The organism is Streptomyces sp. NBC_00461 (assembly GCF_036013935.1).
Classification (GTDB): Bacteria; Actinomycetota; Actinomycetes; order Streptomycetales; family Streptomycetaceae; genus Streptomyces.
In genome coordinates this window covers 4384480-4410491 of sequence record NZ_CP107902.1, presented here as the reverse complement: position 1 = coordinate 4410491, position 26012 = coordinate 4384480, and the positions used below count along the sequence as shown (strand labels likewise).

Sequence of the window (26012 nt, the reverse complement as noted above, 5' to 3'; positions counted from 1 at the left end):
TCGTCACTCCACTCGCCGTGACTGCCTCAGGAGAAGTCCGCTGCGGTGATGCCGTTGGGATGTCCGGACGGCCACTCGACCAACTCGATCCGGTATCCGTCCGGGTCGGTGAGCCACGAGGTCTTCGGGCCGTGCGGGCCGCCCGGATACTGGACAGGCTCCGGCTCCAGGCCGGCTCCGACCAGCGTCTCCAGGGTGGTGGCCAGCGTTTCCACCTGGATCGCGAGGTGGTCGAAACCGCTGCCCACGTCGACGGGTCCGCCGGAGGGGTGGTGGACCAGTTCGAGCGAGGCCGCTGGTTCGCCGGGGAACCTGAGGATCACGAGGAGACTCCCGTCGACGGCGTCGACTCTGCCCAGCTCGACGTAGCCCAAGGCGGTGTAGAAGCCCAGCGAGCCGTCCAGGTCGGTGACGCGGTAGGCGACGAAGAGCGTCTTCACGCGGCCACCTCGGGTCGGCACACCCGGTAGCGAAGGTGCGTGACGTCTCGGTCCTCAAGCCGTCGGACGAGGTCGAGTTCGATGTGCTCACTACCGAGGTGGTCGAACAGCCTTCGGCCGTCCCCGAGGAGGACCTGAACCAGGCGGATCTCCATCTCGTCCATCTGCCCGGCTCGGAGGAGTGCCTGGGCCGCCTGCGCCCCATGAACCATGACCGGCCGGTCCCCGGCCGCCGCGCGAGCCTGGCGGGCGCAGTCCTCGACATCGGTGACGAAACGCGCGTGACCGGGTGGTACGTCCCCGTCCTCCACCCGGTGGGTGAGGACGAAGATCGGCACGCCGTCGTGGTGGTCGCCCTGCCAGCGCCCGGCGAGTTCGAAGGTCCGACGGCCGGAGATCACCGCGCCGGTCGCCAGCGCCTCACGGTAGACCTGGCCGCTCGGACCGTCGGACTCCCGGTCGTCGAGCCAGTTGAAAAGCCGCCCCCCGTCGCGTCCGAGTTCCTGCCCTGGCCGATCGTCCGGGCCGGCGATGTAGCCGTCGAGCGACATCGACATGTACAGCCGAATCGGAGTGGTCATCCTGGCCTCCACCTCTCCTCCGTGACACCGGGATCCGCCGTTCCACAGGGAAGACTGCGGGCACCCGGCAAACTCATCGGCCTGACGCGCCGGCACTGCCGGCGGACGAGGAGCGGTGGCCAAGATCTGCGGATCGGACGAGGGCACGGCGTGCTCGCGGTCCTCGGCGTTGTGGCGCACTTCGGGCCGTCGGGCACACGGCTTCGATGCGCCGGCCGTCGCCGTAGTGGTGTGTGGCAATGCTTCTACGCCGTCACTCCCTGCCGGCCGCCATCATGCTGACGCATTCGTCGAGAGCTGCGTGCAACGGCGTTACGAGGGCGGCGAGTTCGGCGTCCGACGCCTTGCCCGCCTCCAGTACGGCACCGACGACCGCCGCCAGGACGGCGGCGCCCTCCAGGGCGTGTGCGTCGGCCAGCGCGTCCAGGAGACTGCCGCGGCGGGCGATCACGAACGCCTCCTTGCCGGTGGCCGGGTCGACGCCGAGGCTGCGGGGGCGGCTCGCGCTCATACGGCGACCTCCCAGGGGAGGCGGTCCTGGCGCGAGGACGCCACCCGGCGCCGCTCCCACCGAAGACGCCGCTCATGTTCGTCCCGCTCGCGTTCCCATACGACGAGGTACGGCCGGACCAGGGGCTGGCCGTCGGCGGCGATGTGGTCCAGGGGGCGCGGCCTCGGCCGACGCGCGGGAGCGGTAGCGGGCGGAGGGGCGGTGAGCGATGGTGGCGCGTCGGTGCGGTGCGCTCCGCGCGGAGGCAGGAAGAGGCTCAGGACCGCGGCCAGTAGGCTGCGCATGGGTCGACTCCTTTGCAGTCGGCACAGCCCCGGCATGGAAGCTCTCACCCTTCCCGCCGGGGCGTTTTCATGACTCCCGCATAGTATCGCCTTGTATCGATTCGTCGCGAGACGTATCCCAAAGAGCGTGCATCAGTCCACTTGCTTAGCGTCGACTTCATGAATCCTGACGCTGAGATCGATCACGGGGCGCCGCTGACTCCATACCGGCAACTTGCCGAGATTCTTCGTGCACAGATTCAACGCGGCGACTGGCAGCCGGGACGGATGCTGCCGAGTGAAGCCCAGCTCGTGCAGCGGTACGGGATCGCGCGGACGACCGTGAGGCGGGCGCTTGGCCTGCTGGCCGATGAAGGCTGGGTGTACGCCGTACCTCAGCGGGGATGGTTCGTCTCCGACCCCGTGCCGCCGTCCTCCGAGCCCTCCGCCTAGGTGATTCGAGCGTCATCCGTCGAGCCGCGCGAACCGCCCCCAGTGGAAGACCAGGGGCCGTCGGGAGACTCGCCCGTGCCCAGGGCGTCCACCCGGCCGACCACGGTCAGGTGGTCGCCCCCGGTGTGTACGGCGTGGATCGTGCAGTCGATCCAGGCGACGGCGCCCGTCAGGCGCGGGGAGCTGACTCCCGCTCCTCCAGCAACCCCATGACCGACGTCAGCGGCCACCTCCGCATCGTGGGGAGCGAACTGATCGCCCGAACCCTCCCACGATGACAGCGAGACCACGCCCGACGGCAGAAACTCAACGATCACAGGGCGGGGGCCAAGAAGGGTGACGTACCGGGTCTCCACCTGGAGCCGCCGGCCCTCGGGGGTGTTGCTGGGAGTGTCCGCCGTCGTCGACCTGCCTGTCCAGATGCGTCCGGGTGACGCTAAGTCCCGTGACGGAGGACCGCCAAGACCACCTGCCTTTCATCGGTGGCGCCCACTTTTTGTTATCGCCCGCTCCGCATCACGTCTCCATACGTAGGCACCGTCCCCCCACGAGAGCCGAGGAACAACGCAGTGACCCATCGGATCAGTCGGCGCAGCATGCTAAAGGCCGCGGGAGCGGCGACCGGCGCGGTCGGAATCGGTATCGGCTCGGGCGTGGCCGCCTCCCCGGCGACGGCGGCGGACAAGCCCTTCGCGCACCCAGGAATGCTCCACACGCGGGCCGATCTCGAGCGCATGGCCGCCAAGGTGAAAGCGGGCGCAGCCCCCTACACGGCGGGTTTCGCCAAGCTCACCGCCAACCGCCACTCGCAGAGCACATGGCGGCCCAACCCGCAGGCGACCGTGGCCCGGGGAGGGGGAGATGTCCAGAACTACGGGATCCTCTACAACGACGTGCACGCCGCCTACCAGAACGCGCTGCGCTGGAAGATCACCGGCGACACCGCACACGCCGACACCGCGCGGGACATCTGCAACGCCTGGTCGGGAAAGCTGAAGGGCGTCGCCGGAGGCTCCGAAGTCGTGCTCCTGACGGGCATCTACGGGTACCAGTTCGCCAACGTCGGCGAGCTCATGCGCGGCTACCCCGGCTTCGACATGGCCCGTTTCCAGGACATGATGGTCACCTACTTCTATCCGATGAACCACCGCTTCCTGAACCGCGAGACCAATTGCTGGGGCCACTACTGGGCGAACTGGGACCTGTGCTCCATGGCCTCGCTCATGGCCATCGGGATCCTCTGCGACGACCGGGCCAAGTTCAACGAGACGGTGGACTACTTCCACCACGGCGCAGGCAACGGCTCGCTGGCCAAGGCGATCCCCTACATCTACGACGACCTGGGCCTGGCCCAGTGGCAGGAGAGCGGGCGCGACCAGGCCCACAGCATGATGGGCATCGGCCTGATGGGCACCATCTGCGAGATGGCCTGGAACCAGGGCGTCGACCTCTACGCCGCGGACGACTCCAAGTTCCGCAAGGCGTGCGAGTACGTCGCCCGGTACAACCTCGGCTACGACGTGCCGTACACCACCTACACCTGGACAAACGGCCCGCACTGCATACCAACGGAGCAGACCGTCATCGCCGAAGGCGGCCGTGGCCAGGGGCGCCCGGTCTGGGATCGGGTCTACAACCACTACGCCATCAGGCGCGGCATGGCCATGCCGAACACCGGCGCCATGGTGGCCCGCAGCATGGGCAAGGGAGGCGGCGGCGACCTCGGTCCCAAGGGAGGCGGCGGCGACCACGGTCCCGAGGGAGGCGGCGGCGACTACGGTCCGAACAGCGGCGGATTCGACGAACTCGGCTTCGGCACACTGGCGTACACCCAGGACAAAGCCACCGCGGCCGAGTCGGCAGCCACGCCGTCCGGGTCGGCGCCGACGCCTGCCGCCAAGTCCGGTTCATCCGGCTCGTCCGGGGACTCCGCCGCCAAGCCGCCCTCCGGCCCCAGCCCCCAGGCCGGTAAGAGCGGCGGCAACCTGGCCGCCACCGGTTCCTCCGACCTCCCGCTGTGGACGGCCGCGGGTGGCGTCACCGCCCTCGCCGGCGGTCTCCTCCTGCTCCGCCGCCGGGCCGTCGCGACGCCGAGTGACACCGCCGAGTGACACCGCGGAATGAGAAGGCGTGAAATCCGTTTCTGGTAGCGGCCTCGTCCGGGTTGGGTGCGGAAGCCTTGGCGGGTGAGGCGTCCGAGGCGGCTTCGGGTGACGTTCATGGCCGGGTCGTCGGTTGGCATGCCGAGGAGTTCGTGCAGCTCGCGGACGCGGAATGTCTGGTCGGGGTGCTGGTTGAAGGCGTTCACGATGGCCTGGTAGGCGGTGGCATGCCCAGTCGGGTCGGGTCGGGTTCGGCTGCGGCTGGCGCGAGTTCGGCGATGACCTTCCGGGCGGTGGCCAGCTCCCCGAGAGGGCTTCGATCTCGGTGAGGGCGGCGCTGAGGTGCTCGACCCGGGCGCGTGGTTCGCCGGCCCGGGCGGTGGCCTCGTCCTGCTGGGCCTGGAGGGCGGCCAGGAGTTCGGTGCTGTTCACGCGGCCACCCCCAACTCGTCAAGGCCCCGGCCGGGCCAGGGCGGCAACGGCGCGTCCTCATCGTCGGATCTTGGCGGATCGGGCAGGCGCAGGTCGGAGAACTCAGGCGGTAGGCGCCTCATGCCGAACAGGATGGCGCCTTCGATCTGCGGTTCCTTGGGCACCTCGTCGAGCGAGGCTGCCTCCTGCACGGCGAACTGCGCCCCCTGAGAGTCTTGGGCCCAGAGCCCGTGTCCGAAGGCCCTCAGCCCTCCAGCCGCCCGAACCGGCCCCGATGAAAGATCAGAGGTTCGTCGGAGGCGGCTCCGGTACCGAGGGCCTCGATGCGCCCCACCACGATCAGGTGGTCGCCGCCCATGTGCACCGCGTGGATCGTGCAGTCGATCCAGGCGACGGCGCCCGTCAGGCGCGGGGAGCCGGAGACCGGCGCCCCGTCGTACGCCACGCCCGTGAACTTGTCCGCCCCGCTCACCGCGAAGGCCCGGCACAGGGCGCCCTGGTGCGCGCCCAGGATGTTGACGCAGAAGGCGCCCGCGCGGGCGATGCGCGGCCACGTCGTCGACGTACGGCCGACCATGAACGCGATCAGGGGCGGGTCGAGGGAGAGGGACGAGAAGGACTGGCAGGCGAAGCCGGCGGGACCGGCCCCGTCGGCGGTGGCGGGTGCGGTGACGACGGTGACGCCCGTCGCGAAGGCGCCGAGCACGCGCCGGAACTCGGGCTGGTCGACGGGGGCCCGCTCGTCCTCGCCGACGCAGCGCAACTCCGGGCGCGGCAGCGCTTCCACCGGGCCCGGAGCCCCGGCCGACCTGAGGTAACGGACGGCGGCTGCGGCCGCCCCTGCGTGTCCCATCACCCTTCCATTGAAGCTGACGGTACGTCAGATGGGAAGGTCAGCGGCCCTTGTACTCGGGGCTTCTGCGCTCCACGAAGCCGCGCAGACCTTCTTGGGCATCCGCCGTCGTCATGTTGATCTCCTGCGCGGCGGCTTCGGCCGTGAAGGCCGTCGCGCGGTCGGAGTCCAGGGAGGCGTTGACGAGCTGTTTGGTGAGGGCCACGGCGCGGGTGGGGCCGGTGGCGAGGCGGCTCGCCCACTCGCGGGCCGTCTTGGCCAGGTCCTCGTCCGGGACGACCCGGTTGACCAGGCCGAGGCGCTCGGCGTCGGTTGCCGAGAGCGCGTCGCCGAAGAACATCAGCTCCTTGGCGCGCTGCGGGCCGATCAGCCGGGGGAGGAGATAGGCGCCCCCGCCGTCCGGTACCAGCCCCCGCCGTACGAAGACCTCGATGAACTTGGCCGAATCCGCGGCCAGTACGAGGTCGCAGGCGAGCGCGAGATGGGCGCCGAGGCCGGCCGCCGTGCCGTTCACGGCGGCGATCACCGGCTTCTCGCAGTCCAGGACGGCGGCGGTCAGACGCTGGGCGCCGAGGCGGAGCATGCGGGCCACATCGCCGGCGACCCGCTCGCCGGGCTCCGAAGTGCCCCCCGAGCCGCCCCCCGAGCCGCCGCGCAGATCGGCCCCCGCGCAGAAACCACGCCCCGTCCCCGTGAGCACCACGGCCCGTACGCCGGGGTCGGCCGAGGCGTCCGACAGCAGCCCGATGACCCGTTCCCGCTGCTCGGGTGTGACGGCGTTGAGAACGTCGGGCCGGTTGAGCGTGATGTGCGAGACGTGGTCGCGGAGTTCGTGCAGCACCCAGGTCGGCTCCATCACCGGCACACCGCCAGCGCGTCCAGCGCCACCGCGCCCTGCCCCCTGGGCAGCACCATCAGCGGGTTGATGTCCAGCTCCGCGAGGTCGTCCCCGAGTTCCAGTGCCATGCGCTGCACCCGCAGGACGACTTCGACGAGCGCGTCGAGGTCGGCCGCAGGGCGCCCTCGGACCCCGTCGAGCAGGGCCCGCCCGCGCAGGTCGCCGAGCATGTCCCGGGCCTGCTCCTCGCCGAAGGGCGGCACGCGTACGGCCACGTCGTGCAGCACCTCCACGAGCACCCCGCCGAGCCCGACGGTCACGGTCGGCCCGAACAGCTCGTCGTGTGTGACGCCGACGACCATCTCGACGCCCCGCTCGACCATCTGGCACACCAGGACACCGTCCAGGGCCACCCCCTCGTAACGGGCGATGTCGGTCAACTCCCGGTAGGCATCCCGGACCTGACTCGCCGAGGTGAGCTCGATCTTGACCAGGCCCAGCTCCGTCTTGTGGGCGATCTGGCCGCCGGAGGCCTTCATCACCACCGGGTAGCCCACCAGGCCCGCCGCGCGTACGGCCGCCGCCGCGCTGGTCACCAACTGCTCGCGCGGGACGCGGATGCCGTATGCCCGCAGCAGCTGCTTCGCCGCGTGTTCGCTCAGCTGCCGGCCCGGCTGCATCAGGGCCTGCGCCTTGCGGAAGGAGGGCGAGGTGGTGCGCGGGGCCTCGTCGAAGGGGGAACGGTAGCCGCTGACGAAGCGGTGGTGGTCGAGGTAGGCGCGGACGGCGGTGATGCAGTTCGCGACCGTGCGGAAGGTGGCCACCCGGGAGGAGCCGAGCAGGACCTCGCGGTAGGCCGGTTCGGTGCCGACCGGGGAGCCCCAGACGACGCAGACCAGCTTGTCCGTCCGTTCCGCGGCGTCCACCAGGTCCTGGACGAGCCTGTCGCTGAGGGGAGGGAAGGGCCCGGTGATCGGGCAGATCAGCACGCCCACCGCGGGGTCGTCGAGGATCGCGTCGATGATCTTCCGGCCGCGGTGGTCGCCGACCGGATGCCCGCCGTTGTCCACGGGGTTGGCCACGCCCAGGTACTCGGGTATCCACTGGTGCAGTTCGGCCTGCTTGGACGCCGACAGCACCGGCAGGCCGAGTCCCGCCTCGGTCGCCAGGTCGGCGAAGTGCGCACCCGTGCCGCCCGAGATGGAGTAGACGACGACGCCCTCGGCGCGCGGCGGCCGGGCGCGGGCCAACAGGGTGGCGGTGTCCTGGAGTTCGTCGAGTCCGTCCACCCGGATCACCCCGAACTGCCGCATCGCCGCGTCCACCACCGTGTCGGCGCCGGTCAGCTTGCCGGTGTGCGAGGCGGCCGTACGGGCGCCGGTCTCGGTGCGGCCGACCTTGACGGCGACGACCGGGACCCGGCGCCGGGCGGCCCGGTCGGCGGCGAGCAGGAAGGACCGGCCGTCCTTCAGCCCCTCCACGTAGCAGGCGATGGCGCCGACCTCGGGACGTTCGGCGAAGTAGGAGATGAAGTCGGCGGTCTCCAGGTCGGCCTCGTTGCCGGTGGGCGCCCAGTGGGAGAGCCGGATGCCCAGCTCCTGGAGGGAGAAGACGGGGCGGCCCTGGTGTCCGGACTGGGTGATGAGGGCGATGGCCGGTCCGTCGAGGTCGTCCCGGAAGCGCTCGAAGGCGTTGAGGTTGGTGTTGGGTCCGAGGAGGCGTATTCCGGAGCGGGCGACGGCGGCGGCGAGGCGCTCCTGCGCGGCCGCGCCCTCCGCTCCCGTCTCCGCGAACCCGGAGGCGAAGACGACCGCGAACTTCACTTTGGCCTCGGCGAGTTGCTCGACCACCGCAAGGGGATCGGCGAGCAGCAGTACGGCGAGGTCGACCTGCTCGGGCAGGTCGGCGACGGAGGGGGAGCAGGGGATGCCGAAGACGGACGGGCGGGTGGGATGGACGGGGTGGAGACGTGCCCCCACGCGCTCGGCCCAGGTGACGAGTTGGCGTGTGATGCCGGTGTTGGGCCGTCCCTCGGTGTCCGAGGCGCCGATCACGGCGACGGACTCGGGATGGAAGAACCGGTCCAGATCGGGGACGTCGCAGTACAGCGGCCGGCCGCTGACGTCGAGGTCGTCGACCTCCGCGGGCCTGCCGTGGACGGCGGGGCCGGGTTGCTCGCCGCAGGCGATGACCCGGGCCCGGCGGGAGTCGGTGGTGAGGGTGCCGTGGGTTGATCCAAGCATCGGTCCGCCCGCTCCTGTGTGACAGCGAATACCTGACGCCATACCTGACGCACTGTCAGATTACTGAACTGACGCCGCGTCAGGAACTGGTAGGAACTTAAATCAACTGCCCCACTGGACTTACGTGCATACGATCAGTAACTCTGGTCACTGTTTTTACAGGCTCCAGGGGGGAGCTTGACCCAGGTGGGGGGATCACTCGATGAATCAGGGTTCTGCCGTGCTGCGCCGAAGCGGCTGGAGAAGGGGCGCGGCGATCATGGCCGTCGCCACCCTCGGCGCCGCCGGCTTCGGTCTGGCGGGGATGCCCTCGGCGATGGCAGCCGGCAGCGCGGCCTTCGCCGACGGTGAGGCGTGCACGCCCACGGCGGGCTTCGAGAGCTGCCGGCTCTTCGACTCGACCGAGACCGAGCAGGAGTTCACCGTCCCGTCCGGCGTGACCAAGCTGGACGTACGGGCGTGGGGACAGGGCGGCGGCGGCAACTCCATGGTCAGCGGCGGCGCCGGGGCGTTCGCCGCCGGCACGGTGAAGGTGACCTCCGGCCAGACTCTGACCCTCAAGGTCGGCGGGGCGGTCGGCGGACACGAGTACGGTGACGCGTTCGGCGGCGCGGGCGGCGGCGGCTTCGCCGAGCCCGGCGGCAACAGCACCGGTGTCCGCACCGGCTCCGGCGAGGCGATTCTCATCGCCGCCGGTGGCGGCGGCGCGGGCGGGGACACGGTCACCGCCCACGCGGGCGCCGGTGGTGCGGAGAACGGGCAGGACGCCTCCGAGGGCGGCCTCGGCGGCAAGGGCGCCAAGGGTGCCAAGGGCGGTGCCGCCGGCACCGGCGCGGCGGCGGGCGCCGATCACTCCGCGCGCGGTGCGGGCGGTGCCGGCGTCAAGGCGAGCATCGGCGGCGGTGGCGGCGGTGCGGGTTACGCGGGCGGCGGCGGTGGCGCGGGCGCGCAGACGCCCGCCGGCACCAGCACCGGAGTCTCCGGCAGCGGCGGAGGCGGCAGCAGCTACGCCGACCCCGACCGGGTGAGCGGCGCACGCCTCGTGGGCGGCGACGGACACAAGGCGCCCGAGAAGACCGACCCGTTCTGGAGCCCGGCCGGCGACCCGGTCACCTCCGGAGTGGCCGAGGGCGGTGTCAACGCTCCGGGCGGCGACGGCCGCGTCGTCATCCAGTGGGACGCCCCCGCGGTCGCCGACCTGACCCAGGTCTCCGGCGCCGACCAGACCGTGGCACCCGGCTACGAGTTCGTCCCGATGGCCGTGGCGGTCCGGGACAAGGACGGCAACCCGATCGAGGGCGTCAGCGTGACGTTCACGATCGACGACCCGGACAGGCTCGGCGTGGAGTTCGAGAAGGCGAACCACCAGAAGCAGGTCGTGGTCGCGACCGACGCCAAGGGGCGCGCCGCGACGCCGTACATCTCCGGGACGTCCAAGGAGGGCGCGTTCCGCGTCAGGGCGACGACCGAAGGTGCGTCGACGGTCTTCACCGCGCAGGTGAAGAAGGCCGCGTACGAGCTGAAGGCAGTCGAGGGCGACGGTCAGCAGGCCGGGCAGGGCGAGTCCTTCGAGGACGCGCTGCAGGCCCTGGTGACCGTGGACGACACGCCCGCCGCGGTCAAGGACGTGGAGTTCAGGGTCGAGGACGACGGCGACGACGCCCCGCGCTTCGACGGCGAGGACCGCACCGTCCACGTGACGACCGACTCCGAGGGCAAGGCCACGGCGCCGACGCTGGTCGCCGGGAAGGACAAGGGCACCTTCACGGTGACCGCGAAGTCCGCCGGTGCCACGGCCGCATTCACGGTCGAGGTCGTCGCGGCGGACGCCTCCGCCTCGCCCTCGCCGTCCGCGTCGCCCGGCTCGGACGGCACGGTCGTGACCGGCGAGAGCTCCGGCACCCCGACCGGCGGCGGCATCCTGGCCTCCACCGGTGCGGGCGGCACCGGCCTGCTGCTGGCCGTCGCCGCGGCGCTCGCGGCCGCGGGTGTGGCGGCGGTCCGCTTCGCGCCGCGCCTGAAGGCCCGCCTGCCCCGCAACTGACGTACGGCAAAGGCACATTGAGAAGGCAGGCCCGGGTCCGACAGGGACCCGGGCCTTCGCCGTCCGTGGATGCGGGGCGCGAATCGGATGCGGTGTGCGGATGCGGTGCGCGGAGCCCGGTTACAGCGCCGCCAGCACTTCCTTCGCTACCCGCTCCCCCGACCGCACGGCACCGTCCATGAAGCCGTTCCAGTACGTGGAAGTCTCGGTGCCCGCCCAGTGGATGCCGTCGGCCGGCTTGCGCAGGGCTGCACCGTACTCGGTCAGGACGCCGGGTGGCGCGTAGGCGACCGGGCCGCCGCGGGAGAAGCCCTCGTTGTCCCAGCGCTGCAGGACGAAGGAGGTGGGCGACTTCGCCTTGTCGCCGAAGTAGGCGGCGTAGTCCTTCAGGACGGCGGCCTTGACCTCGTCGACGTCCGACGCGTCGTGGGCCCGCATCTCGTCGGCCTCGATGAAGCCCATCAGGGCGCCGTAGGAGGCGTCGGGCGGTGAGTTGTCGAAGGTCGAGCGGACCACACCGGAGTCGCTGACGACCTGGCCGTTGAGACCGTCGGCCCGCCAGAAGGGGCTGTCGTAGACGGCGATCGCCTTGCCGATCGAGCCCATCGGCAGCCGCTGGCCGAGTTGGTCGCGGGAGGCCGGGAGCAGCGGGTCGAAGACGATGCGTCCGGCCAGCGGCGGAGGTACGGCGACGACGACCTTCTTCGCCGTCACCGTGATGCCGTCGGCCGTCACCAGGTACTTGCCGCCGGACCGCGCGATCGAGCGCACCGGTGCGCTCAGCACCACCCGGTCCCCGAGCGTGGCGGCCAGCTTGATCGGCACCTGCTGGGAGCCGCCGACGAAACGGGACTCCTGGGCGCCGTTCGCGGTGTCGGTGAGGCGTTCCAGGGTGCCGGGGTTGGACTCGTTTCCGGCGGCGGCGATGTAGAAGAGGACGAAGAGCAGGGAGAGTTCGCGGGGCTGCGCCGAGAAGATCGACGTACAGGCCACGTCCAGGAGGAACTTGGCGGACGGGATGACCGCGTGGGCGTTCAGCCAGCTCTCGAAGGTCTGCTTGTCCCACTCGGCGGCCTTCGCGGCCGTCCAGGGCGCGTCCACGGGGACCTGCTTGGCCATGTCGTCCAACGACGCCTGCACGATCGCCGCGTTGGCGAGCCCGGCCGCGTCGATCGGCGGGACCGAGCCGAGGATGCCGTCGGTGGCGTACGGGGTCTTCTTGCCGTCCTTGTAGAGGAGGTTCTTGCCGGTGTTGTAGGTCGTGAAGGTCGCCACGCCCAGCGAGTCCGCTAGGGCCTTGATGCGGTCCTGGGTGGGGCCGATGAACTCGCCGCCGCCCTCGCTGAATCCGCCGTTCGCCAGGGGCAGGTTGACCACCCGGCCGCCGACACGGTCGCGGGCCTCCAGGACGGCCACGGTCCTGCCGCCGGCCACCAGGTCGCGGGCCGCCGTCAGTCCGGCGAGTCCGCCGCCGACGACGGCGACGTCCACGTCGCGGGTGCTCGCCGCGGACGCCGGGCCGGCGGCGGTGCCGGTGAGGGTGACGGCGCCCGCCGCGGCGGCGGCACCTCCGAGCAGGGAACGCCGGGAGAGGGCGCGGGGTTGGTGCTGTCTTTCGCGTGCCACGTGCATCCTCCGTATGGAGAGTATGGAGAGTGTGGAGCCAGAAAGTGAGCAGTGTTCACATTCTGGCCCCGCGCGACGGCACGCTTCAACGCTCCTGTCACATCTGACGCACAAGTAACAAGAGTTCTGTTGAAGGGAGTTGAGGTCTTCTACCTCACCCGGGCAGGCGGGACAGCGTTCCCGCGCCCTTCTTGACGACCACCCGCGCGATCTTCTCCGCGTCCATGGCGACCTCGCGCAGCGTGCCGCTGATGGGTGTGGTGAAGCCGGTGAAGTACAGACCGGGGGCCTGCTCGAAGGTGCGGGCGCCGTGCGCCAGGGGTCTGCCCCGGCCGTCGAGCACGTCGAGGTGACCGACGAGGCCCTCCAGTGCGCGGACGTATCCGGTGGCCGCGATGACGGCCTCCGGCGAGACGCGGGTGCCGTCGGCGAGGACCACCTTGCCGTCCTCGAAGCCGTCGACGGCGGCCACGACCTCGACCCGCCCCGTGCGCACGGCGTCGATCAGACCGACGTCCTGCACCGGGATGGCGCCCTCCTTCACGCGGCTGTACAGGCCGGTGTCCGGGCGGGGCAGCCCCTGCGCGGAGAGGTCGGGCACGCTCAGCTTCGCCATCGGCCGCGCGAGCCGGTCGACGAGCCCGGTCGGCAGCCGCCGTACCAGCACACCTGTGTACTGGGCGGCCCACCCGGCGGTCGAGCGGCGCACGATGTGCGGGGCCGTCCGCACCGACAGGCGCACCCGGGCGGCGCCGCCCTCCACCAGGTCCACCGCGATCTCGGCGCCGGTGTTGCCGACGCCGACGACCAGGACGTCACGGCCGGCGTACGGCTCGGCGTTGCGGTAGTCGCCCGCGTGCGTGAACTCGCTGGTGTACGTGTCGAGTCCGGCCCACTTGGGGACGTACGGGGTGTGGTTGCAGCCGGTGGCGACGACCACGGCGGCCCCGGTCAGCTCGCGCCCCCCGGTGGCGTGCAGCAGCCAGCCGGTGCCGTCGGGGGAGCGCTCGACGCGGGAGACCTCGACGCCGGTGACGATCTCCAGTTCGTGCACCTCGGCGTACTTCTCCAGGTAACGCACCACGTCGGCGCGGGCCACCCACCGCCCGAACCGGCGCGGCATGGGCAGCCCCGGAAGGGCCGACAGGCGCCGGGTGGTGTGCAGCCGGAGCCGGTCGTAGTGCCGCCGCCAGGCCGCGCCCACGCCGTCGGACTTCTCCAGGACGACGGCACGTATGCCCCGGGCCCGCAGCGCGTACGCGACGGAGAGCCCGGCCGGCCCGCCGCCAACGACATAGACGGGGCGGTCGGCGGCGGGTTGCGCCGGTACCTGGGAGGACGCTGTGGAGTCGGCCATGTTCGCGAGCGTAATCACGCACCGGGTTGATGGGTCTCGGTCAAGACCGGAATTGGTTTCGGATTGATCACGGGTGTAGGAGTCGTGGGTGGGGCTTGTGACGTAGGCCACCTGGTTGTGGCGGTTCGGCGGATCGGCCCCAGGGGGTTCGGAGGGGCTTCGTCGAGGGTTCGCAGGGTTTCGGGTTCCCGTGATCTGACGTACCGTCAGATTCATGGACTCGATCTGGCTCAGTGGCGCTGAGTGGCTGGCCGTGCTGCGCATAGGCCTCGGGCTGTGGTGGTTGGAGAGCTGGCGGCACAAGGACCGGAAGGCCTGGTTCGAGCGCGGCACCGGGATCAAGTGGGCGGCCGGCATCGCGGAGAAGCACCGCTGGAACGCCGTACGGTCCGGCTTCGAGGTCATGGTGGCCCCGCGTCCGCGGACGATGGCGTACGTGGTGGTGTACGCGGAGCTGGCGATCGGACTGGGGCTGGTCGCCGGGTTCCTGACCCCGATCGCGCTGGTCGGTGGACTCCTCCTGAACGTCCTCTACTTCACGCTCATGATCCACGAGGTGGCCGAGCAGGGGCAGAACTCGATGATGGCGCTGATGTCGGTGGTCGCGCTGTTCGGGATGTCGTGGCAGGCGTGGTCGCTGGACAGCGGACTCGGGCTCTTCGGATGAGCGGCCCCCGCTTCGACGTGCCGGAGGCCGACGCCTTCACGCGGACCTACTGGGACGCGGCGGCCGAGGGCCGGCTGCTGGTCCGCCGCTGCGGGGCCTGCGGGCGGGCGCACCACTACCCGCGGGAGTTCTGCCCGCACTGCTGGAGCGAGGACGTGGAGTGGGAGCGGGCGAGCGGGCGGGCGGTGCTCTACACATGGTCCGTCGTCCACCGCAACGACCTCCCGCCCTTCGGGGAGCGGACGCCTTACGTGGCTGCCGTGGTCGACCTCGCGGAGGGGCCGCGGATGATGACGGAGGTGGTGGGGTGCGAGGCGGGGGAGTTGCGGGCGGGGGCGGAGCTGGAGGCTGAGTTCAGGGACGGGGTGGCGGTGTTCAGGCCCCGTGGCCCGCGCCCACGGGCTTGAATGGACCGATGGTCTCCGCCGACGAGCAGCACGGACACTCCCCCTTTCCCGATCTGTACGGCCCCGGCATCCGCCTGCGCATGTGGGACGCGGACTCCGCGGCCGACGTCGCGACCTGGCGGCGCGGCCTCACCGACCCGGAGTTCCGGCGCTGGAACACACCGCTCAGGCTCGTCGAGGACCTCGCCGACGCACGCGAGTCGCTGCGGGCCAAGGTGCTCGCCGCCGCGGAGGGTTCGACAGCCTCGTACTGCGTGACCGACGCGGCGAGCGGCGCCGCGCTCGGGCACATCGGCGTCAACGCGATCAACCGCGTCCTGAGCGTCGCCCGGGTCGGGTACTGGGTGCTGCCCGAGGCCCGCGGCCAAGGCATCGCCACCCGCGCCCTGGCCGTGGCCTCCCACTGGGCGCTGACCGAACTGGGACTGCACCGACTCGAACTCGACCACGCCCTCGGCCACGAGGCGTCCTGCCGTATCGCTGAACGGTGCGGATTCCGGTACGAGGGGACGCTGCGCGGCGCGATGTTCGAGGCGGGGCGCCATGACGCGTTCCGGGACATGCATCTGCATGGCCGGTTGGCGACGGATCCGGAGCGGGATCCGGAGATCGCGTGGGACAGGGCGTCGGGCGCGTCGGGCATATCGGGTACATCGGGCACCTCGGGTGCGTCGGATGTGTCGGGCACGTCCTAGATCGCAGGGGCCGGAGCAAGGTCGTCCGGCAGCTGCGGAGGCGGGCCCTGGGTCCACACCACCCGCAGGGCCGAGGCGGAGATCCGCCAGCGGTCAGCGGTGAACAGAGGGTGGCTTCGTTCGCTTTTGGCAGGAGCGTTTGTCCGGCACTTGGGTGTCCGCTGACATCGAATTCGGCCTGGTGCAGGTCGTTGACCTGGGCGGACCCTTCGTCGAGCCCTGACGTCGGAATTGATTTGCCTGATGGGAGGTGGGTGCCGAACAACGTTCTGGTTGCCAGCGTGAGGCGTGGGATCGGGATGTTCCCGAGTCCCGGCAACCAAGCGTCTGGAGAACGGTGCGCATGATCGAAGCAGATGCCACGGCATCCCGAAGAGGAGCCCACCCACAACCCCGCACCTACACGATCGCGTCCGTTCTGACCGCGGTCATGCTCGCGGTCCTCGTCACCCTCGTCGGTCCTCTCGGCTCGCTGACGAGCGCCCATGCCGACGACTTCCCCTGTGCGGGAGGCTCCAGCTCGGGCGGAGCGTCGTCCTCCGGGGGGACCTGCCCCAACCTGCACAACAACGACCTCGTGCCGGAGCGGCCGTTCCCCCGCGACCTCTTCCGCGGAGACTCCCGTGAGCCGAACGACATCTTCAACAACGGCTTCACCGCACGCGGCACCAATTACGACCTCCAGGCCCACGTCCAGGGCGACCGGGCCATGAACAGCGGCTACGTCTCCACGACGGGCACCGTGGGCGTGGCGGAGCAGTTCGCGCGCAGCCAAGGGCTGAGCAACCTGGCGTCGGCGGCGGCCCAGCCGCGCTGCTCGACCAGCCGGCTCGCGTTCTACGCCTTCATCCCCGGCGTCGGGAACTGGCTGACGGAGCGCTGTCTGAACGGCACGGTGACAGCCGAGACCTTCGTCTACACGATCGACCCGGTGTGGGCGAGCAACGCACTGTACGTCCCCGACGAGATCCGGGGCAACGCCGACCTGCACGACCACTACGCCAGCCAGGACGAGTGGGCCTACGTCCACCAGGTCCCGAACTACGCGATCACCGGCGTCCGCATCTACCGGACGACGGCGACTGCCCAGGGCGACAGGATCAGCCCGCAGACCATCACCTTCACCTACGACCAATGGGTTCCCAACCCCAACCACATCAACCAGCGGTTGTACCAGCCGTCCGACGATCCGGCCGCCCAGTTCAACTTCGACACCTACCTGAACACGCCCGCCTTGGCCGCCAACCCGTGGACGCGACCCTGCGACCCGGCTCACCAGTGCCGGGACGGCGGCGGCAACGGGTAGGCGCCGTCCGCGACACCGCCCGCACGGCACCCGCGGCCCCTCGGTCACCACGACCGAGGGGCCGCGCTCACGCCTGCCCGGCCGGACCGCGTCCTGCCCGGTCCCGTCGCCGAGGGCGGTCTTGGTTCCGCCGTGGAAGGACTCGTCGGAGATGGCTGCGATGCTGTTCCACCAGGAGTCTTTTCCCTCCGGGCCCGTAATTCGGAGGCGTCGGGCCCTCCATGCGCGGGATCATCGGGCATGCAGCCCGACGACTGGCACTTCATCGACGACCTGGACGCCTTCCTCGCGCGCGCCGGCGGCTTCCTCCGCTCACGACCCGCCCTGCACACCGTCCCGCTGACGGTGACCGACGCGCTGCGCACGCGCGGGATACGGGCCTACGGCGACGAGGCGCCCTGGTTCGGCGTGCTGGAGCGGGAGGGCGAGGTCCGCGCGGCCTACCTCCGCACCCCTCCCTACCGCCTGGCCGTCACGCCCCTCACCCCGGAGGAGGCGGACGCCCTCGCCGTCCATCTGACCGGCCTCGGCCACCCTGTGCCGGGCGTCAATGGTGAGCGCGCCACGGCCGACGCCCTCGCCGAGGCCTGGCAACGGCACACCGGCGCGACGGTCGAGCTGCACGAGCGCAACCGGCTGTACCGGCTCGGCACACCGACGGACCCGGGGCCCGTGCCGGACGGCCGGGCGAGGATCGCAGGGGCGGCGGACCGGGACCAACTGGTGCGCTGGTACGCCGAGTTCATGGCAGCCGTCGGCCAGAGTCCGGACCGGGCCGAGAGCTGGGCCGACGCCCGTATCGCCAACGGCGGGATCACGTTCTGGGAGGACGCCGACGGCACCCCGCTCGCCATGGCCGGCTCCTTCCCGATGGTCGCCGGCCAGATCCGCGTGGCTCCCGTCTACACACCGGCCCACCTGCGTGGACGCGGATACGCCGGCGCGGTCACGGCCGAGGTCGGCCGAGCCGCGGTGGCGGCGGGCGCGGACGAGGTCCTGCTGTTCACGGACCTCGCCAACCCGACCAGCAACGCCCTGTACCAGCGCATCGGATACCGCCCGGTGGCCGACTTCTCGGTGTACGACTTCACGGCGTGAGCCGCATGCGGCAGTGATGTAGCACAGTGAGACACGTCGAGCTACAGTGGTCGTATGAGGACCATCACGCAGCGCGAGTTCCGGAACAACTCCGCCGCCGTCATGGACGCGGTCGAGGCCGGCGAGACGTTCCACATCATGCGCAACGGCATAGAGGTGGCCGAACTGCGCCCGCTGGCTCGTCGGCGCAGGCTGAGTGCCGACGAACTCGTGGCCAGGCATCGGAAGCTCCCGCGAGTGGACTACGCGCAGATGCGTGACGAGGCGGACGGGTTCTTCGGGAGCGAGGAACGGGTGGAAGACGACCCGTGGGAGCGCGAGCGTGGCTGAAGTGCACGAGGAGGGCGTTCTCGACACCTGCACCTATATCGATCTCGACCTGCTCGGTCCGCAGAGCCTTCCTGCCATGCCGGAACTGACCGCCGTCACGTTCGCGGAGCTGCAGCAGGGCGTGGCCATGGCCAAGGATCCCGCCGTGCGCGCGGCGCGGATGGAGAAGCTGGGAGCCGCGGTAGCCGACTTCGAACCACTGCCGTTCGACGGGGATGCCGCTGCCAGGTACGGCACCTTGGTCGCGCTGACCATCGCAGCAGACAGGGACCCTCGCCCGCGTCGCATGGACCTGATGATCGCTGCGATCGCCTCGGTGAGGGGGCTGCCGCTCTTCACGCGGAATGCCGCGGACTTCAAAGGGCTTGAGAGCGCGGTTCTCGTCGTTCCCGTCTGATCCGGTGCGTTGCTCCGGATTCACGGCCACAGCAGCTGCCTCGACCAACCCCCTTCCTCACGACGGTAGTTCAGCCGTAGGTGTCGGCGTCGTTCGTCGCCCTGGAAGAACTCCACCTCGTCGGGCCGGAGGTGGTAGCGGGTCCAGGAGGGGACGGGGGCGTCCGGCTCCCGCTGGGCCCGCTCCCACGCCGCCTCCGACGCGCGCGTCAACTCCTCCACGGAGCCCAGGACTTCGCTCTGACGGCCGGTGAGCGCGGCGGCGAGGGCGCCGGTCGAGCGGGCGTGCAGGTCCCCCTGGGACTCCGTCGCCGGCGCGGCCGTGACCGGGCCGCGCACCCGGACCTGGCGGCCAAGCACCGGCCAGTAGAAGACGAGCGCCGCGTGGGGGCGGGCAGCCAGGTGCCCGCCCTTGCGGCTCGTCGCATGCGTCGCGAAAGCCCAGCCGTCGGCGTCCGCGCCGTGCAGCATGACGATCCGCACGTCCGGGTGGCCATCCGCGTCCGACGTGGCCAGGGACATGGTGTGCGGCTCCGGCTGTCCGGCCGCCACCGCCTGGGCGAACCACGTGGTGAAGAGGGGGAGCGGTTCGGCGGGGGCGGTCGCCGGGTCGAAGGGCGGCAGGTCGGTGACCGCCGGGTCCCACACCCGCAGTGACCTCAGCAGTTCATGAAGATCCGTTGCCATGCGTCGAGTATCACCCGCGGATCCGCCCGTGCGGCGTTGCCTGCGAGGTGGCCGCCAAGCTCATGATCCATCGACTCGCGTGACATCATCCGTCCGTGAGCAGCGACCTGGAAGTGAGCGCTCTGGCGATCAATGTCACGATTCCGGAGGCGCTCCGCTGGACGGACACACGACGCGGTGAAGCGTTCACGCTGACCACGCTCAACATCCGGCTTCTTCCGGACGGCCGCCTCGCTGCGAAGGCCTATGGCCGGCCAGTCGCTGGTGGCCGGGGCGCATATGTCTCGTTCCCTGTCCCCGACGAACCCGAACTGGCGGCCCTGGTCGAGCGCGCTGCCGGCCGAGCCGGGGTGCTGTGGGCCGGCCATCGTGGTCTCGGCTGAGCCTCGGTTCGACTCGTGTGGCGATAGACGCCTAGCCGAACTGCCGGATGAAGGCCTGCCAGCTGTCACGGGAGACGGTGAGGAGGGGGCCGTGCTGCTGCTTGCTGTCGCGGACGGCTCGGCCGCTGGGGGCGGTGTCGGCGACCTCGACGCAGTTGTTTTCCGCCCCTGAGTAGGAGGACTTCCAGAAGGGGCCAACAACCTGGGTCACGATGCGCCTCCGTTCATGTCTGTGATGCCTACACGAACTGCCCGAGGAAGGCCTGCCAGCCTTCGCGGGAAACGGTGAGCAGAGGGCCATCCTGCTGCTTGCTGTCGCGGACAGCCCGGCCGCCGGGGGCTGTGTCGGCGACCTCGACGCAGGCGTTCTCCGCCCCCGAGTACGACGACTTCCGGAAGGGACTAACAACCTCGGTCACGATGTGTCTTCCTTCAACTGCCCAGCACCACCGTCCCCGAGGAGCAGAACCAGCCCCCGGTGCCGGACGCCACCCCCAGGCGCGGCAACTCTCCGCCGTGGCGGCGCACTTGCCGCGCCCCCGCCTCCCCCCGCAACTGCCGCACCGCCTCCACCAGTAGGAACAGCCCCCGCATTCCCGGATGTTGGGCGGAGAGCCCGCCTCCGTCCGTGTTCACCGGCAGCTCGCCGCCCTCGACCATGAGCCGCCCCTTCTCCACGAACGCCCCGCCCTCTCCCTTGGCGCAGAACCCGAGATCCTCAAGGGTCACCAGCGTCATGTACGTGAAGGCGTCGTAGATCTGCGCGAAGTCCATCTCCTCGGGCCGCAGTCCAGCCCGCTCGAACGCCAGCCGTCCGCTCACCGCCGCCGGGGACACCGTGAAGTCGGCCCACTCGGACATCGCGGCGTGCGAGACGTGCTCCCCGGTGCCGAGCACCCAGACCGGAGCGGTACGGCAGTCCCGTACGTACTCCTCGGCCGCCAGCAGCACCGCCGCCCCGCCGTCGGAGCGGATGCAGCAGTGCAGTTTCGTGAACGGGTCCGCGATCATCGGGCCGGAGAGGACCTCGTCCACCGTGATGGGCGTGCGGAACATCGCGTCCGGGTTCAGCGCCGCGTTCGCCCTGGCCTGCACCGCCACGGACGCCAACTGCTCGATCGTCGTGCCGTGTTCGATCATGTGGCGGCGGGCCGCCATCGCGTACTTGGCGATGAGCGTGTGGCCGTAGGGGACCTCGAACTGGAGCGGGCCCCGGGCGCCGAAGGAGAGGTTTCCGGTGCGGCGGCCCGCCTTGATGTCGGCGCGGGCGGTGGAGCCGTAGACCAGCAGCACCGCGTTCGCGTGCCCGGCCGCGATCGCGTCCGCCGCGTGGGCCGCCATCACCTCCCAGGCCGAGCCCCCGACGGAAGTGGAATCGACCCAGGTGGGGTGCAGGCCCAGGTACTCGGCCACCTCGACGGGCGCGAGCGTGCCAAGCCCGGCGGACGCGAAGCCGTCCACCACCTCCCGGCCGAGCCCCGAGTCCGCCAGGGCGCGGCGGGCCGCCTGGGCGTGCAGGGCGTACGGGGTCGCGTCGTCCACCCGGCCGCAGTCGGAGAGGGATACACCGACCACCGCCACTTTCCGGCTCCCGGACGTCATGCGAGGCCTCCTGCCCCTGGGCATATCGCTTCGGCCCTCCTAATATGACGGACCGTCAGATCCGGAAGGAAGAGGAACGAAGGAAGAGGGAAGCGTGAAGAGGGAGAAGGGGGAGAGCCATGGATGCCGGCTTCACCGCTGAGCAGGGCGAGATCCGCCGAACCCTGCGCGAACTGCTCCGCAAACGCTGCGGTCCCGAGGAGCTGCGCGCCGCCCTCGACACCCCCGCCGGACACGACCCGGCCCTGTGGACCGCCCTCGCCGACCGGCTCGGACTGCCCGGCCTGGCCCTCCCGGAGGAGTACGGTGGCGCCGGCTGCTCGGTGACCGAACTCGCCCTGGCGGCAGAGGAGACGGGTCGTGCGCTCGCCCCCTCGCCCTTCCTCGCCACGGCTGTCCTCGCCGCACCGGTGATCCTCGCCCTCGGCACCGACGCCCAGCGCGCCGCTCTGCTGCCCCGTATCGCCGCGGGCGGTCTGACCGCCGCCCTCGCGGTCCCGGGTGCCGCCCTCGCGACCGCTCTCGCCCTCACCGGCACGGGCGGCGGCGACTGGGCGGGCGGCGGCCGGGCGGGGGGCGTGCAGGCCCGCAGAGCGGGGGAGGGCTGGCGGCTGTTCGGGCAGGTCGACCAGGTGCTGGACGGGCACAGCGCGGAGCTGCTCGTGATCGCCGCCCACGCCGGCGGCTTCGCCCGCTCACGCACCCTTCTGTTCCTCGTGACGGGAGAGGCGACCGGTCTCGTACGCGTACGCCAGACCGCGCTCGACGCGACCCGGCCGCAGGGGCGTGTCCAACTGCGGGATGTGGAGGCGCAGTTGCTGGGTGAGGAGAGTGCGGAGAGTACGGACGTGCTTGGCGCGCTCGCCGCCTTCGGCGACCGCGCGGCTGCCGTCCTGGCTTGCGAGGCCGTCGGGGCCGCCGACCGTGCGCTGGAGGGGACCGTCGAATACGTCAGGCAGCGCGAGCAGTTCGGCCGGGCCATCGGGTCCTTCCAGGCCGTGAAGCACCGGCTGGCCGACGTGTACGTCCAGGTGCAGGCGGCGCGTTCGGCCGCCTACTACGCGGCCTGGGCGGCGGCCCACGGGGAGAGGGCCGGCGCGCTCGCCCTCGCGCAGGCACTGGACGCGTTGCGCGCTGCCGCCGCCGAAGGGATCCAGCTGCACGGCGGCATCGGGTTCACCTGGGAACACGAGGCGCATCTGTACTTCAAGCGCGCCGCCGGTGACGAGCTGCTCTTCGGCCCGGTGCACCGGCTGCGGGCGCACGCCGCCGACGCGGCACGACTCTTCGAGGGCAGGGAGGTGACGGTGTGATCGGTGTGCGGGTGGTGCAGAAGGTCTCGTCGACGCGTGGGTTCGGCAAGGTGGCCCCGTATCTCGTTCCCGCGCTGGACCGGGCCGTCCACCGGCTCACGCGCGGGAAGGTACTGCTCAGCGCGCAGATGCTGCCGGGCCTGGTCCTCACGTCCACGGGGGCACGCAGCCAACTGCCCCGGCGCACTCCGCTCGCCTGCATGCCCGAGGACGACGGCAGCGGCTGGATCCTCGTCGGCTCCAACTTCGGCCGCACGGACCACCCCGCGTGGACCCACAACCTGCTCGCGCATCCCGACGCCGAGATCAGCTGGAAGGGCGCGGACATCCCGGTGACGGCCCGGCCGCTGGAGGGGAAGGAGCGGGCCGTGGTCTGGCAGCGGGCACTGGCCTTCTGGCCGCCGTATGCCACGTATCAGGCACGGGTGAAGCGGGAGATACGGCTGTTCCGGATCACGCGGCGGTAGTCGAGGCAGTCATCGCGTGTGCCGCGCGGGCGGGAGCGCTCACAGCGTGTGCTGCGCGAGCAGGAGCGCGCCGATGCCGAGCATCGCCGCCCCCGAGGTGCGGGTGACCGCGCGGGCGGCCCGGGGGCGGGCGGCCAGCAGGGCGCGGGACAGGAGACCTACGGTCAGGTAGACGGCGGCGCAGCACGCCATGTGGAGGAGGCCGAGCACCGCCGTCTGGACGGCCACCGGCGGGTGTGCGCCCCGGGTGACGAGGAACTGGGGGAGTACCGAGAGGTAGAGCAGCAGGCCCTTCGGGTTCAGGCCGCTGATCGTCGCGCCGCGCAGGAAGAGGCCGCCGGAGGGTGCCTGCGTGTCCTGTGCGCCCTGTGCGTCCGCCTCGGGTACCGCCGGGCGGCGCAGGACGCTCCAGCCCAGCCACACCAGGTATCCGGCCCCCGTCACCGTCAGCGCCGTCAGGAGCGCCGGCGAGCTCGCGACCAGGACGGCGAGGCCCGCGACGGCCAGCGTCGTGTGCAGCGCGTACCCCGCGACCAGTCCCGCCACCGCCCGTCCCACCGAACGGCCGCGCACCCCGTTCGCGATCACATACGCCCAGTCGGCGCCGGGCACGCAGACCAGCAGCAGGTCGAGGGCCAGGAAGGAGAGCAGCGTTCCCGAGTTCATGGTGGGGAGATTAGGCTCAGAAGGGCCGAAAGTGTTCCCAAAGTTTCCCCGAGATCGGGGGTTGAGTGGAAAGATCTGCCCCATGGACGACGTAGACCGGAAAATCCTTGCCGAGATGCAGCAGGACGGGCGGCTGACCGTGACCGAGCTGGCCGCGCGGGTGCGGCTCAGCGTCTCGCCCTGCCACCGGCGGCTGCGGGAGCTGGAGCGGTCGGGAGCCATCAGCGGATACCGGGCCGTCGTCGACCCCGCGGCCGTCGGGCTGACCTTCGAGGCGCTGGTCTTCGTCTCCATGCGGCAGGAGGACCGGGAGACGGTCGCCGAGTTCGAGAGGGCCCTCGGGGAGGTGGACGAGGTGCTGGAGGCGCAGCGGCTGTTCGGGGAGCCGGACTATCTGCTGCGGGTCGTCGCCGCCGATCTCGCGGCCTACCAACGGCTGTACGACGAGCGGCTCGCCAGCCTGCCGGGGGTGCAGAAGCTCACCTCGACGCTGGTGATGAAGCACGTGGTGAAGGATCGGCCACTGCCCGCACAGCAGAGCAGGCGGTGATCCACGGGAGCGTGAACCGCCGCCTGCCAGACAGGACTTGGGGACCTGGAAAGAGGCGTGTGACGTGTGTTACTTCGTCGGCTTCCTGCCTGTCACGCCCAGGTGTACCAACAGCGCCAGATTCGGCTTGAGTTCAGCCTGTTTGACGCCCCAGGTCTGGAAGCCCTTCTGGTGCGAGGCGACGGCCGCGAGCATCGCGACCAGCGAACCGGCGACCGCCGCCGGATTCACTTCCTTGTCGACCTTGCCCTTGGATTGCAGTTCGGCGACCGAATCCGCAAGGGAGTTGTTCACCGAGTTCAGGATCTTCATGCGGAGTTTGTAGAACCGCTTGTCGCCCTCGGCCGCACCGAGGTCGACGACGCGCAGAATCGCGTCGTTCTTGCGCCAGAACTCCAGGAAGCCGTCCACGAGTTCTTGCGCGGTCTGCCAGCCGGCCTTGCCGACCCACGACCGGCCTTCGAGCAACTCGGTCAACCCGGCGCCCTCGGTGGCCATTTGCTCGGCGATCTCCAGGACGGCGCCCTCCACGTCCGGGAAGTACTGGTAGAAGGTCGCGGGCGAAGTGCCCGCCTTCCGGGCGACATCGATGACTTTGACGTCCCGATAAGGGGAGGAGCTGAGCATCTCGCTGAGGCAGTCGAGCAGCTTCTGCCGGGTCGCCTGCCCACGCCGGCCGGCCACGCGGCCGTCGACGGTACGCACTTGTCCTGTCATGTCGTCAGCTTACCGAGGGGTGATCGGAGCGCGATTCGGCCGACTGCAAATGGGGTGCATGAGTGCACAGAGGCGGGTGTGCCTGGTCCTGCGGGGTGCGTGAGACGCCGTTAGTTTGGCGGTATGGCCGAAAACAGGGCATCCGCGTACGGAGAGGGCGTCCCGTGCTGGGTGGACGCGCAGCTCCCCGACGTGGAGGCGGGTAAGCGGTTCTACGGAGAGCTCTTCGGGTGGAGCTTCGAGGACCGGCCGGAGTGGTCCGGCGGCACGGTGTGGGCGCTGCACAAGGGGGAGCCGGTCGCCGCGCTGGCCCGCAAGACGGACGGCCGGCTGCCCACCGTGTGGACCGTGTACTTCGCGACGCCCGACGCCGAGGCGCTGGCCGACCGGGTCTGGGCCGCCGGCGGGCAGGTCGTGACGGCGCCCGTACCGGTCGCGGAGCTGGGCACGACGGCGCTGGTCACCGACTCCGAGGGTGCCGTGTTCGGTCTGTGGGAGCCGGGTGACCACACCGGCTTCGGCAGGCGGCACGAGCCCGGCACCTTCGCCTGGGCCGAGCTGTACGCCCGGGACACCGAGGCCGCCAACACCTTCTACGGCGAGCTCTTCCACGACGCCCTGTTCGGGCCGGACGCCAGGCCCGACTTCGGCCGGGCGCCCGTGGCGGAGGTCTTCCCGGCCGAGATGCCGCCCCACTTCGTCGTCCACTTCGGTGTGGACGACTGCGAGGACGTGCTCGGGACGGTGACTCGTCTCGGTGGTCGGATCCAGGCGCCACCATTCGAGACGTCCTACGGAAGGGTGGCCGTCGTCACCGACAATCAGGGGGCGTCGTTCGCCGTTCTGGAGCGACGGAAGCAGACCGAGCAGTGAGACTTGCCGTTTTGGGGTGAGACATCCCGAATGGGTCCCGGGTTCGCAACCAGTGCCCGGGACAGGAAGAATCGGGGTGCGCACCGCCATGGCGGTGCGCAGGTGAGACGCT

31 protein-coding genes and 1 pseudogene are annotated in these 26012 nt (G+C 70.9%); 15 read left to right on the top strand and 17 right to left on the bottom strand.

The window, feature by feature from the left end:
- Nucleotides 1-26: 26 nt before the first annotated feature.
- The 4 genes from OG870_RS20575 to OG870_RS20560 all read right to left on the bottom strand — a co-directional run bounded on the left by OG870_RS20575 (nt 27) and on the right by OG870_RS20560 (nt 1816).
- Nucleotides 27-440: a VOC family protein gene (locus OG870_RS20575; protein WP_327691238.1), complete on the bottom strand. Its 414-nt coding sequence runs from the start codon at nt 438-440 to the stop codon at nt 27-29.
- Nucleotides 437-1021 (bottom strand): dihydrofolate reductase family protein, encoded by a 585-nt coding sequence (locus OG870_RS20570; RefSeq protein ID WP_327691237.1) that lies wholly within the window; start codon nt 1019-1021, stop codon nt 437-439. Before OG870_RS20570 ends, OG870_RS20575 begins: the two co-directional genes overlap by 4 nt.
- 253 nt (nt 1022-1274) lie before the next feature.
- Nucleotides 1275-1532 carry a hypothetical protein gene (locus tag OG870_RS20565; RefSeq protein ID WP_266839856.1) on the bottom strand — a complete coding sequence of 86 codons (258 nt, stop codon included), beginning with the start codon at nt 1530-1532 and terminating at the stop codon, nt 1275-1277.
- Nucleotides 1529-1816, bottom strand: a complete 288-nt coding sequence (locus OG870_RS20560) for a hypothetical protein (protein ID WP_266839858.1) — start codon at nt 1814-1816, stop codon at nt 1529-1531. Before OG870_RS20560 ends, OG870_RS20565 begins: the two co-directional genes overlap by 4 nt.
- Before the next feature lie 159 nt (nt 1817-1975).
- Here OG870_RS20560 and OG870_RS20555 point away from each other — a divergent pair, with 159 nt between their 5' ends.
- Nucleotides 1976-2248, top strand: coding sequence for a GntR family transcriptional regulator (locus OG870_RS20555; RefSeq protein WP_266516442.1), 273 nt, complete (start codon nt 1976-1978; stop codon nt 2246-2248).
- 12 nt (nt 2249-2260) lie between these two features.
- Here OG870_RS20555 and OG870_RS20550 read toward each other — a convergent pair.
- Nucleotides 2261-2430: pseudogene (locus OG870_RS20550) on the bottom strand (flavin reductase); the annotation flags it as partial.
- A 414-nt stretch (nt 2431-2844) separates the two neighbouring features.
- On the opposite strand from OG870_RS20550, the gene OG870_RS20545 reads away from it, so the two are divergent.
- The gene (locus OG870_RS20545; RefSeq protein ID WP_266583674.1) at nt 2845-4359 is read left to right on the top strand and encodes an alginate lyase family protein; all 1515 of its coding nucleotides are present in this window, start codon (nt 2845-2847) and stop codon (nt 4357-4359) included.
- A gap of 419 nt (nt 4360-4778) precedes the next feature.
- On the opposite strand, the gene OG870_RS20540 is transcribed toward OG870_RS20545, so the two are convergent.
- From OG870_RS20540 to OG870_RS20525, 4 genes are read right to left on the bottom strand one after another with little or no spacing between them, the layout of a single operon-like run.
- Entirely contained in the window at nt 4779-4973 is a 195-nt protein-coding gene (locus tag OG870_RS20540) for a hypothetical protein (protein WP_266839860.1), read from the bottom strand.
- A gap of 53 nt (nt 4974-5026) precedes the next feature.
- The gene (locus OG870_RS20535) at nt 5027-5635 is read right to left on the bottom strand and encodes a flavin reductase family protein (RefSeq protein ID WP_266583676.1); all 609 of its coding nucleotides are present in this window, start codon (nt 5633-5635) and stop codon (nt 5027-5029) included.
- A gap of 40 nt (nt 5636-5675) precedes the next feature.
- Nucleotides 5676-6491, bottom strand: a complete 816-nt coding sequence (locus OG870_RS20530) for an enoyl-CoA hydratase/isomerase family protein (RefSeq protein ID WP_266520383.1) — start codon at nt 6489-6491, stop codon at nt 5676-5678.
- On the bottom strand, nt 6491-8716 hold the full coding sequence (locus OG870_RS20525) for an acetate--CoA ligase family protein (RefSeq protein ID WP_266583678.1): 2226 nt from the start codon (nt 8714-8716) through the stop codon (nt 6491-6493). Before OG870_RS20525 ends, OG870_RS20530 begins: the two co-directional genes overlap by 1 nt.
- A 202-nt stretch (nt 8717-8918) precedes the next feature.
- Between OG870_RS20525 and OG870_RS20520 the strand changes: the two genes are divergently transcribed.
- Nucleotides 8919-10760: a hypothetical protein gene (locus tag OG870_RS20520; RefSeq protein WP_327691236.1), complete on the top strand. Its 1842-nt coding sequence runs from the start codon at nt 8919-8921 to the stop codon at nt 10758-10760.
- Nucleotides 10761-10880: 120 nt separating this feature from the next.
- Here the strand turns inward: OG870_RS20520 and OG870_RS20515 are convergent, their stop codons facing one another.
- On the bottom strand, nt 10881-12392 hold the full coding sequence (locus OG870_RS20515; RefSeq protein WP_266516434.1) for a flavin monoamine oxidase family protein: 1512 nt from the start codon (nt 12390-12392) through the stop codon (nt 10881-10883).
- Between the two features lie 148 nt (nt 12393-12540).
- Nucleotides 12541-13743 (bottom strand): flavin-containing monooxygenase, encoded by a 1203-nt coding sequence (locus OG870_RS20510; protein WP_266839867.1) that lies wholly within the window; start codon nt 13741-13743, stop codon nt 12541-12543.
- 214 nt (nt 13744-13957) lie between these two features.
- Between OG870_RS20510 and OG870_RS20505 the strand changes: the two genes are divergently transcribed.
- From OG870_RS20505 to OG870_RS20475, 7 genes are all read left to right on the top strand, one after another.
- Nucleotides 13958-14410, top strand: a complete 453-nt coding sequence (locus tag OG870_RS20505; RefSeq protein WP_266516430.1) for a DoxX family protein — start codon at nt 13958-13960, stop codon at nt 14408-14410.
- Nucleotides 14407-14817 (top strand): Zn-ribbon domain-containing OB-fold protein, encoded by a 411-nt coding sequence (locus OG870_RS20500; protein ID WP_266516427.1) that lies wholly within the window; start codon nt 14407-14409, stop codon nt 14815-14817. The genes OG870_RS20505 and OG870_RS20500 overlap by 4 nt, the downstream gene beginning before the upstream one ends.
- An 8-nt stretch (nt 14818-14825) precedes the next feature.
- Nucleotides 14826-15512, top strand: a complete 687-nt coding sequence (locus tag OG870_RS20495; RefSeq protein ID WP_327691235.1) for a GNAT family N-acetyltransferase — start codon at nt 14826-14828, stop codon at nt 15510-15512.
- A 343-nt stretch (nt 15513-15855) separates the two neighbouring features.
- Nucleotides 15856-16818 (top strand): hypothetical protein, encoded by a 963-nt coding sequence (locus tag OG870_RS20490; protein ID WP_266583688.1) that lies wholly within the window; start codon nt 15856-15858, stop codon nt 16816-16818.
- A 240-nt stretch (nt 16819-17058) separates the two neighbouring features.
- The gene (locus OG870_RS20485) at nt 17059-17916 is read left to right on the top strand and encodes a GNAT family N-acetyltransferase (protein ID WP_266516417.1); all 858 of its coding nucleotides are present in this window, start codon (nt 17059-17061) and stop codon (nt 17914-17916) included.
- A 54-nt stretch (nt 17917-17970) separates the two neighbouring features.
- A complete protein-coding gene (locus tag OG870_RS20480; protein ID WP_266516414.1) occupies nt 17971-18246 on the top strand; it encodes a type II toxin-antitoxin system Phd/YefM family antitoxin in 276 nt (91 codons plus the stop codon).
- Nucleotides 18239-18643 carry a type II toxin-antitoxin system VapC family toxin gene (locus OG870_RS20475; RefSeq protein ID WP_266516407.1) on the top strand — a complete coding sequence of 135 codons (405 nt, stop codon included), beginning with the start codon at nt 18239-18241 and terminating at the stop codon, nt 18641-18643. The genes OG870_RS20480 and OG870_RS20475 overlap by 8 nt, the downstream gene beginning before the upstream one ends.
- Nucleotides 18644-18663: 20 nt before the next feature.
- Here the strand turns inward: OG870_RS20475 and OG870_RS20470 are convergent, their stop codons facing one another.
- Nucleotides 18664-19329: a pyridoxine/pyridoxamine 5'-phosphate oxidase gene (locus tag OG870_RS20470; protein WP_266583692.1), complete on the bottom strand. Its 666-nt coding sequence runs from the start codon at nt 19327-19329 to the stop codon at nt 18664-18666.
- 95 nt (nt 19330-19424) lie between these two features.
- On the opposite strand from OG870_RS20470, the gene OG870_RS20465 reads away from it, so the two are divergent.
- Nucleotides 19425-19712, top strand: a complete 288-nt coding sequence (locus OG870_RS20465; protein ID WP_266681672.1) for a hypothetical protein — start codon at nt 19425-19427, stop codon at nt 19710-19712.
- 31 nt (nt 19713-19743) lie between these two features.
- Here OG870_RS20465 and OG870_RS20460 read toward each other — a convergent pair whose 3' ends face one another.
- The 3 genes from OG870_RS20460 to OG870_RS20450 are packed head-to-tail and all read right to left on the bottom strand — an operon-like array spanning nt 19744 to nt 21314.
- Nucleotides 19744-19923, bottom strand: a complete 180-nt coding sequence (locus OG870_RS20460; RefSeq protein WP_266516398.1) for a DUF397 domain-containing protein — start codon at nt 19921-19923, stop codon at nt 19744-19746.
- A gap of 28 nt (nt 19924-19951) precedes the next feature.
- Nucleotides 19952-20131, bottom strand: a complete 180-nt coding sequence (locus OG870_RS20455; RefSeq protein WP_266516395.1) for a DUF397 domain-containing protein — start codon at nt 20129-20131, stop codon at nt 19952-19954.
- 13 nt (nt 20132-20144) lie between these two features.
- Nucleotides 20145-21314 carry a thiolase C-terminal domain-containing protein gene (locus tag OG870_RS20450; protein WP_266839880.1) on the bottom strand — a complete coding sequence of 390 codons (1170 nt, stop codon included), beginning with the start codon at nt 21312-21314 and terminating at the stop codon, nt 20145-20147.
- 119 nt (nt 21315-21433) lie between these two features.
- Between OG870_RS20450 and OG870_RS20445 the strand changes: the two genes are divergently transcribed.
- Nucleotides 21434-22627 carry an acyl-CoA dehydrogenase family protein gene (locus OG870_RS20445; protein ID WP_266839882.1) on the top strand — a complete coding sequence of 398 codons (1194 nt, stop codon included), beginning with the start codon at nt 21434-21436 and terminating at the stop codon, nt 22625-22627.
- Complete coding sequence (locus OG870_RS20440; RefSeq protein ID WP_266516387.1) at nt 22624-23094, top strand: nitroreductase family deazaflavin-dependent oxidoreductase; 471 nt, start codon at nt 22624-22626, stop codon at nt 23092-23094. The genes OG870_RS20445 and OG870_RS20440 overlap by 4 nt, the downstream gene beginning before the upstream one ends.
- Before the next feature lie 39 nt (nt 23095-23133).
- Here the strand turns inward: OG870_RS20440 and OG870_RS20435 are convergent, their stop codons facing one another.
- Nucleotides 23134-23760 (bottom strand): LysE family translocator, encoded by a 627-nt coding sequence (locus OG870_RS20435; RefSeq protein WP_266583696.1) that lies wholly within the window; start codon nt 23758-23760, stop codon nt 23134-23136.
- 82 nt (nt 23761-23842) lie between these two features.
- Here OG870_RS20435 and OG870_RS20430 point away from each other — a divergent pair, with 82 nt between their 5' ends.
- Entirely contained in the window at nt 23843-24310 is a 468-nt protein-coding gene (locus OG870_RS20430; protein ID WP_266516382.1) for an Lrp/AsnC family transcriptional regulator, read from the top strand.
- Nucleotides 24311-24379: 69 nt separating this feature from the next.
- On the opposite strand, the gene OG870_RS20425 is transcribed toward OG870_RS20430, so the two are convergent.
- Complete coding sequence (locus OG870_RS20425) at nt 24380-25015, bottom strand: TetR family transcriptional regulator (protein ID WP_266520381.1); 636 nt, start codon at nt 25013-25015, stop codon at nt 24380-24382.
- Nucleotides 25016-25150: 135 nt separating this feature from the next.
- Between OG870_RS20425 and OG870_RS20420 the strand changes: the two genes are divergently transcribed.
- Nucleotides 25151-25900 carry a VOC family protein gene (locus tag OG870_RS20420; RefSeq protein ID WP_266583698.1) on the top strand — a complete coding sequence of 250 codons (750 nt, stop codon included), beginning with the start codon at nt 25151-25153 and terminating at the stop codon, nt 25898-25900.
- Nucleotides 25901-26012: the final 112 nt, after the last annotated feature.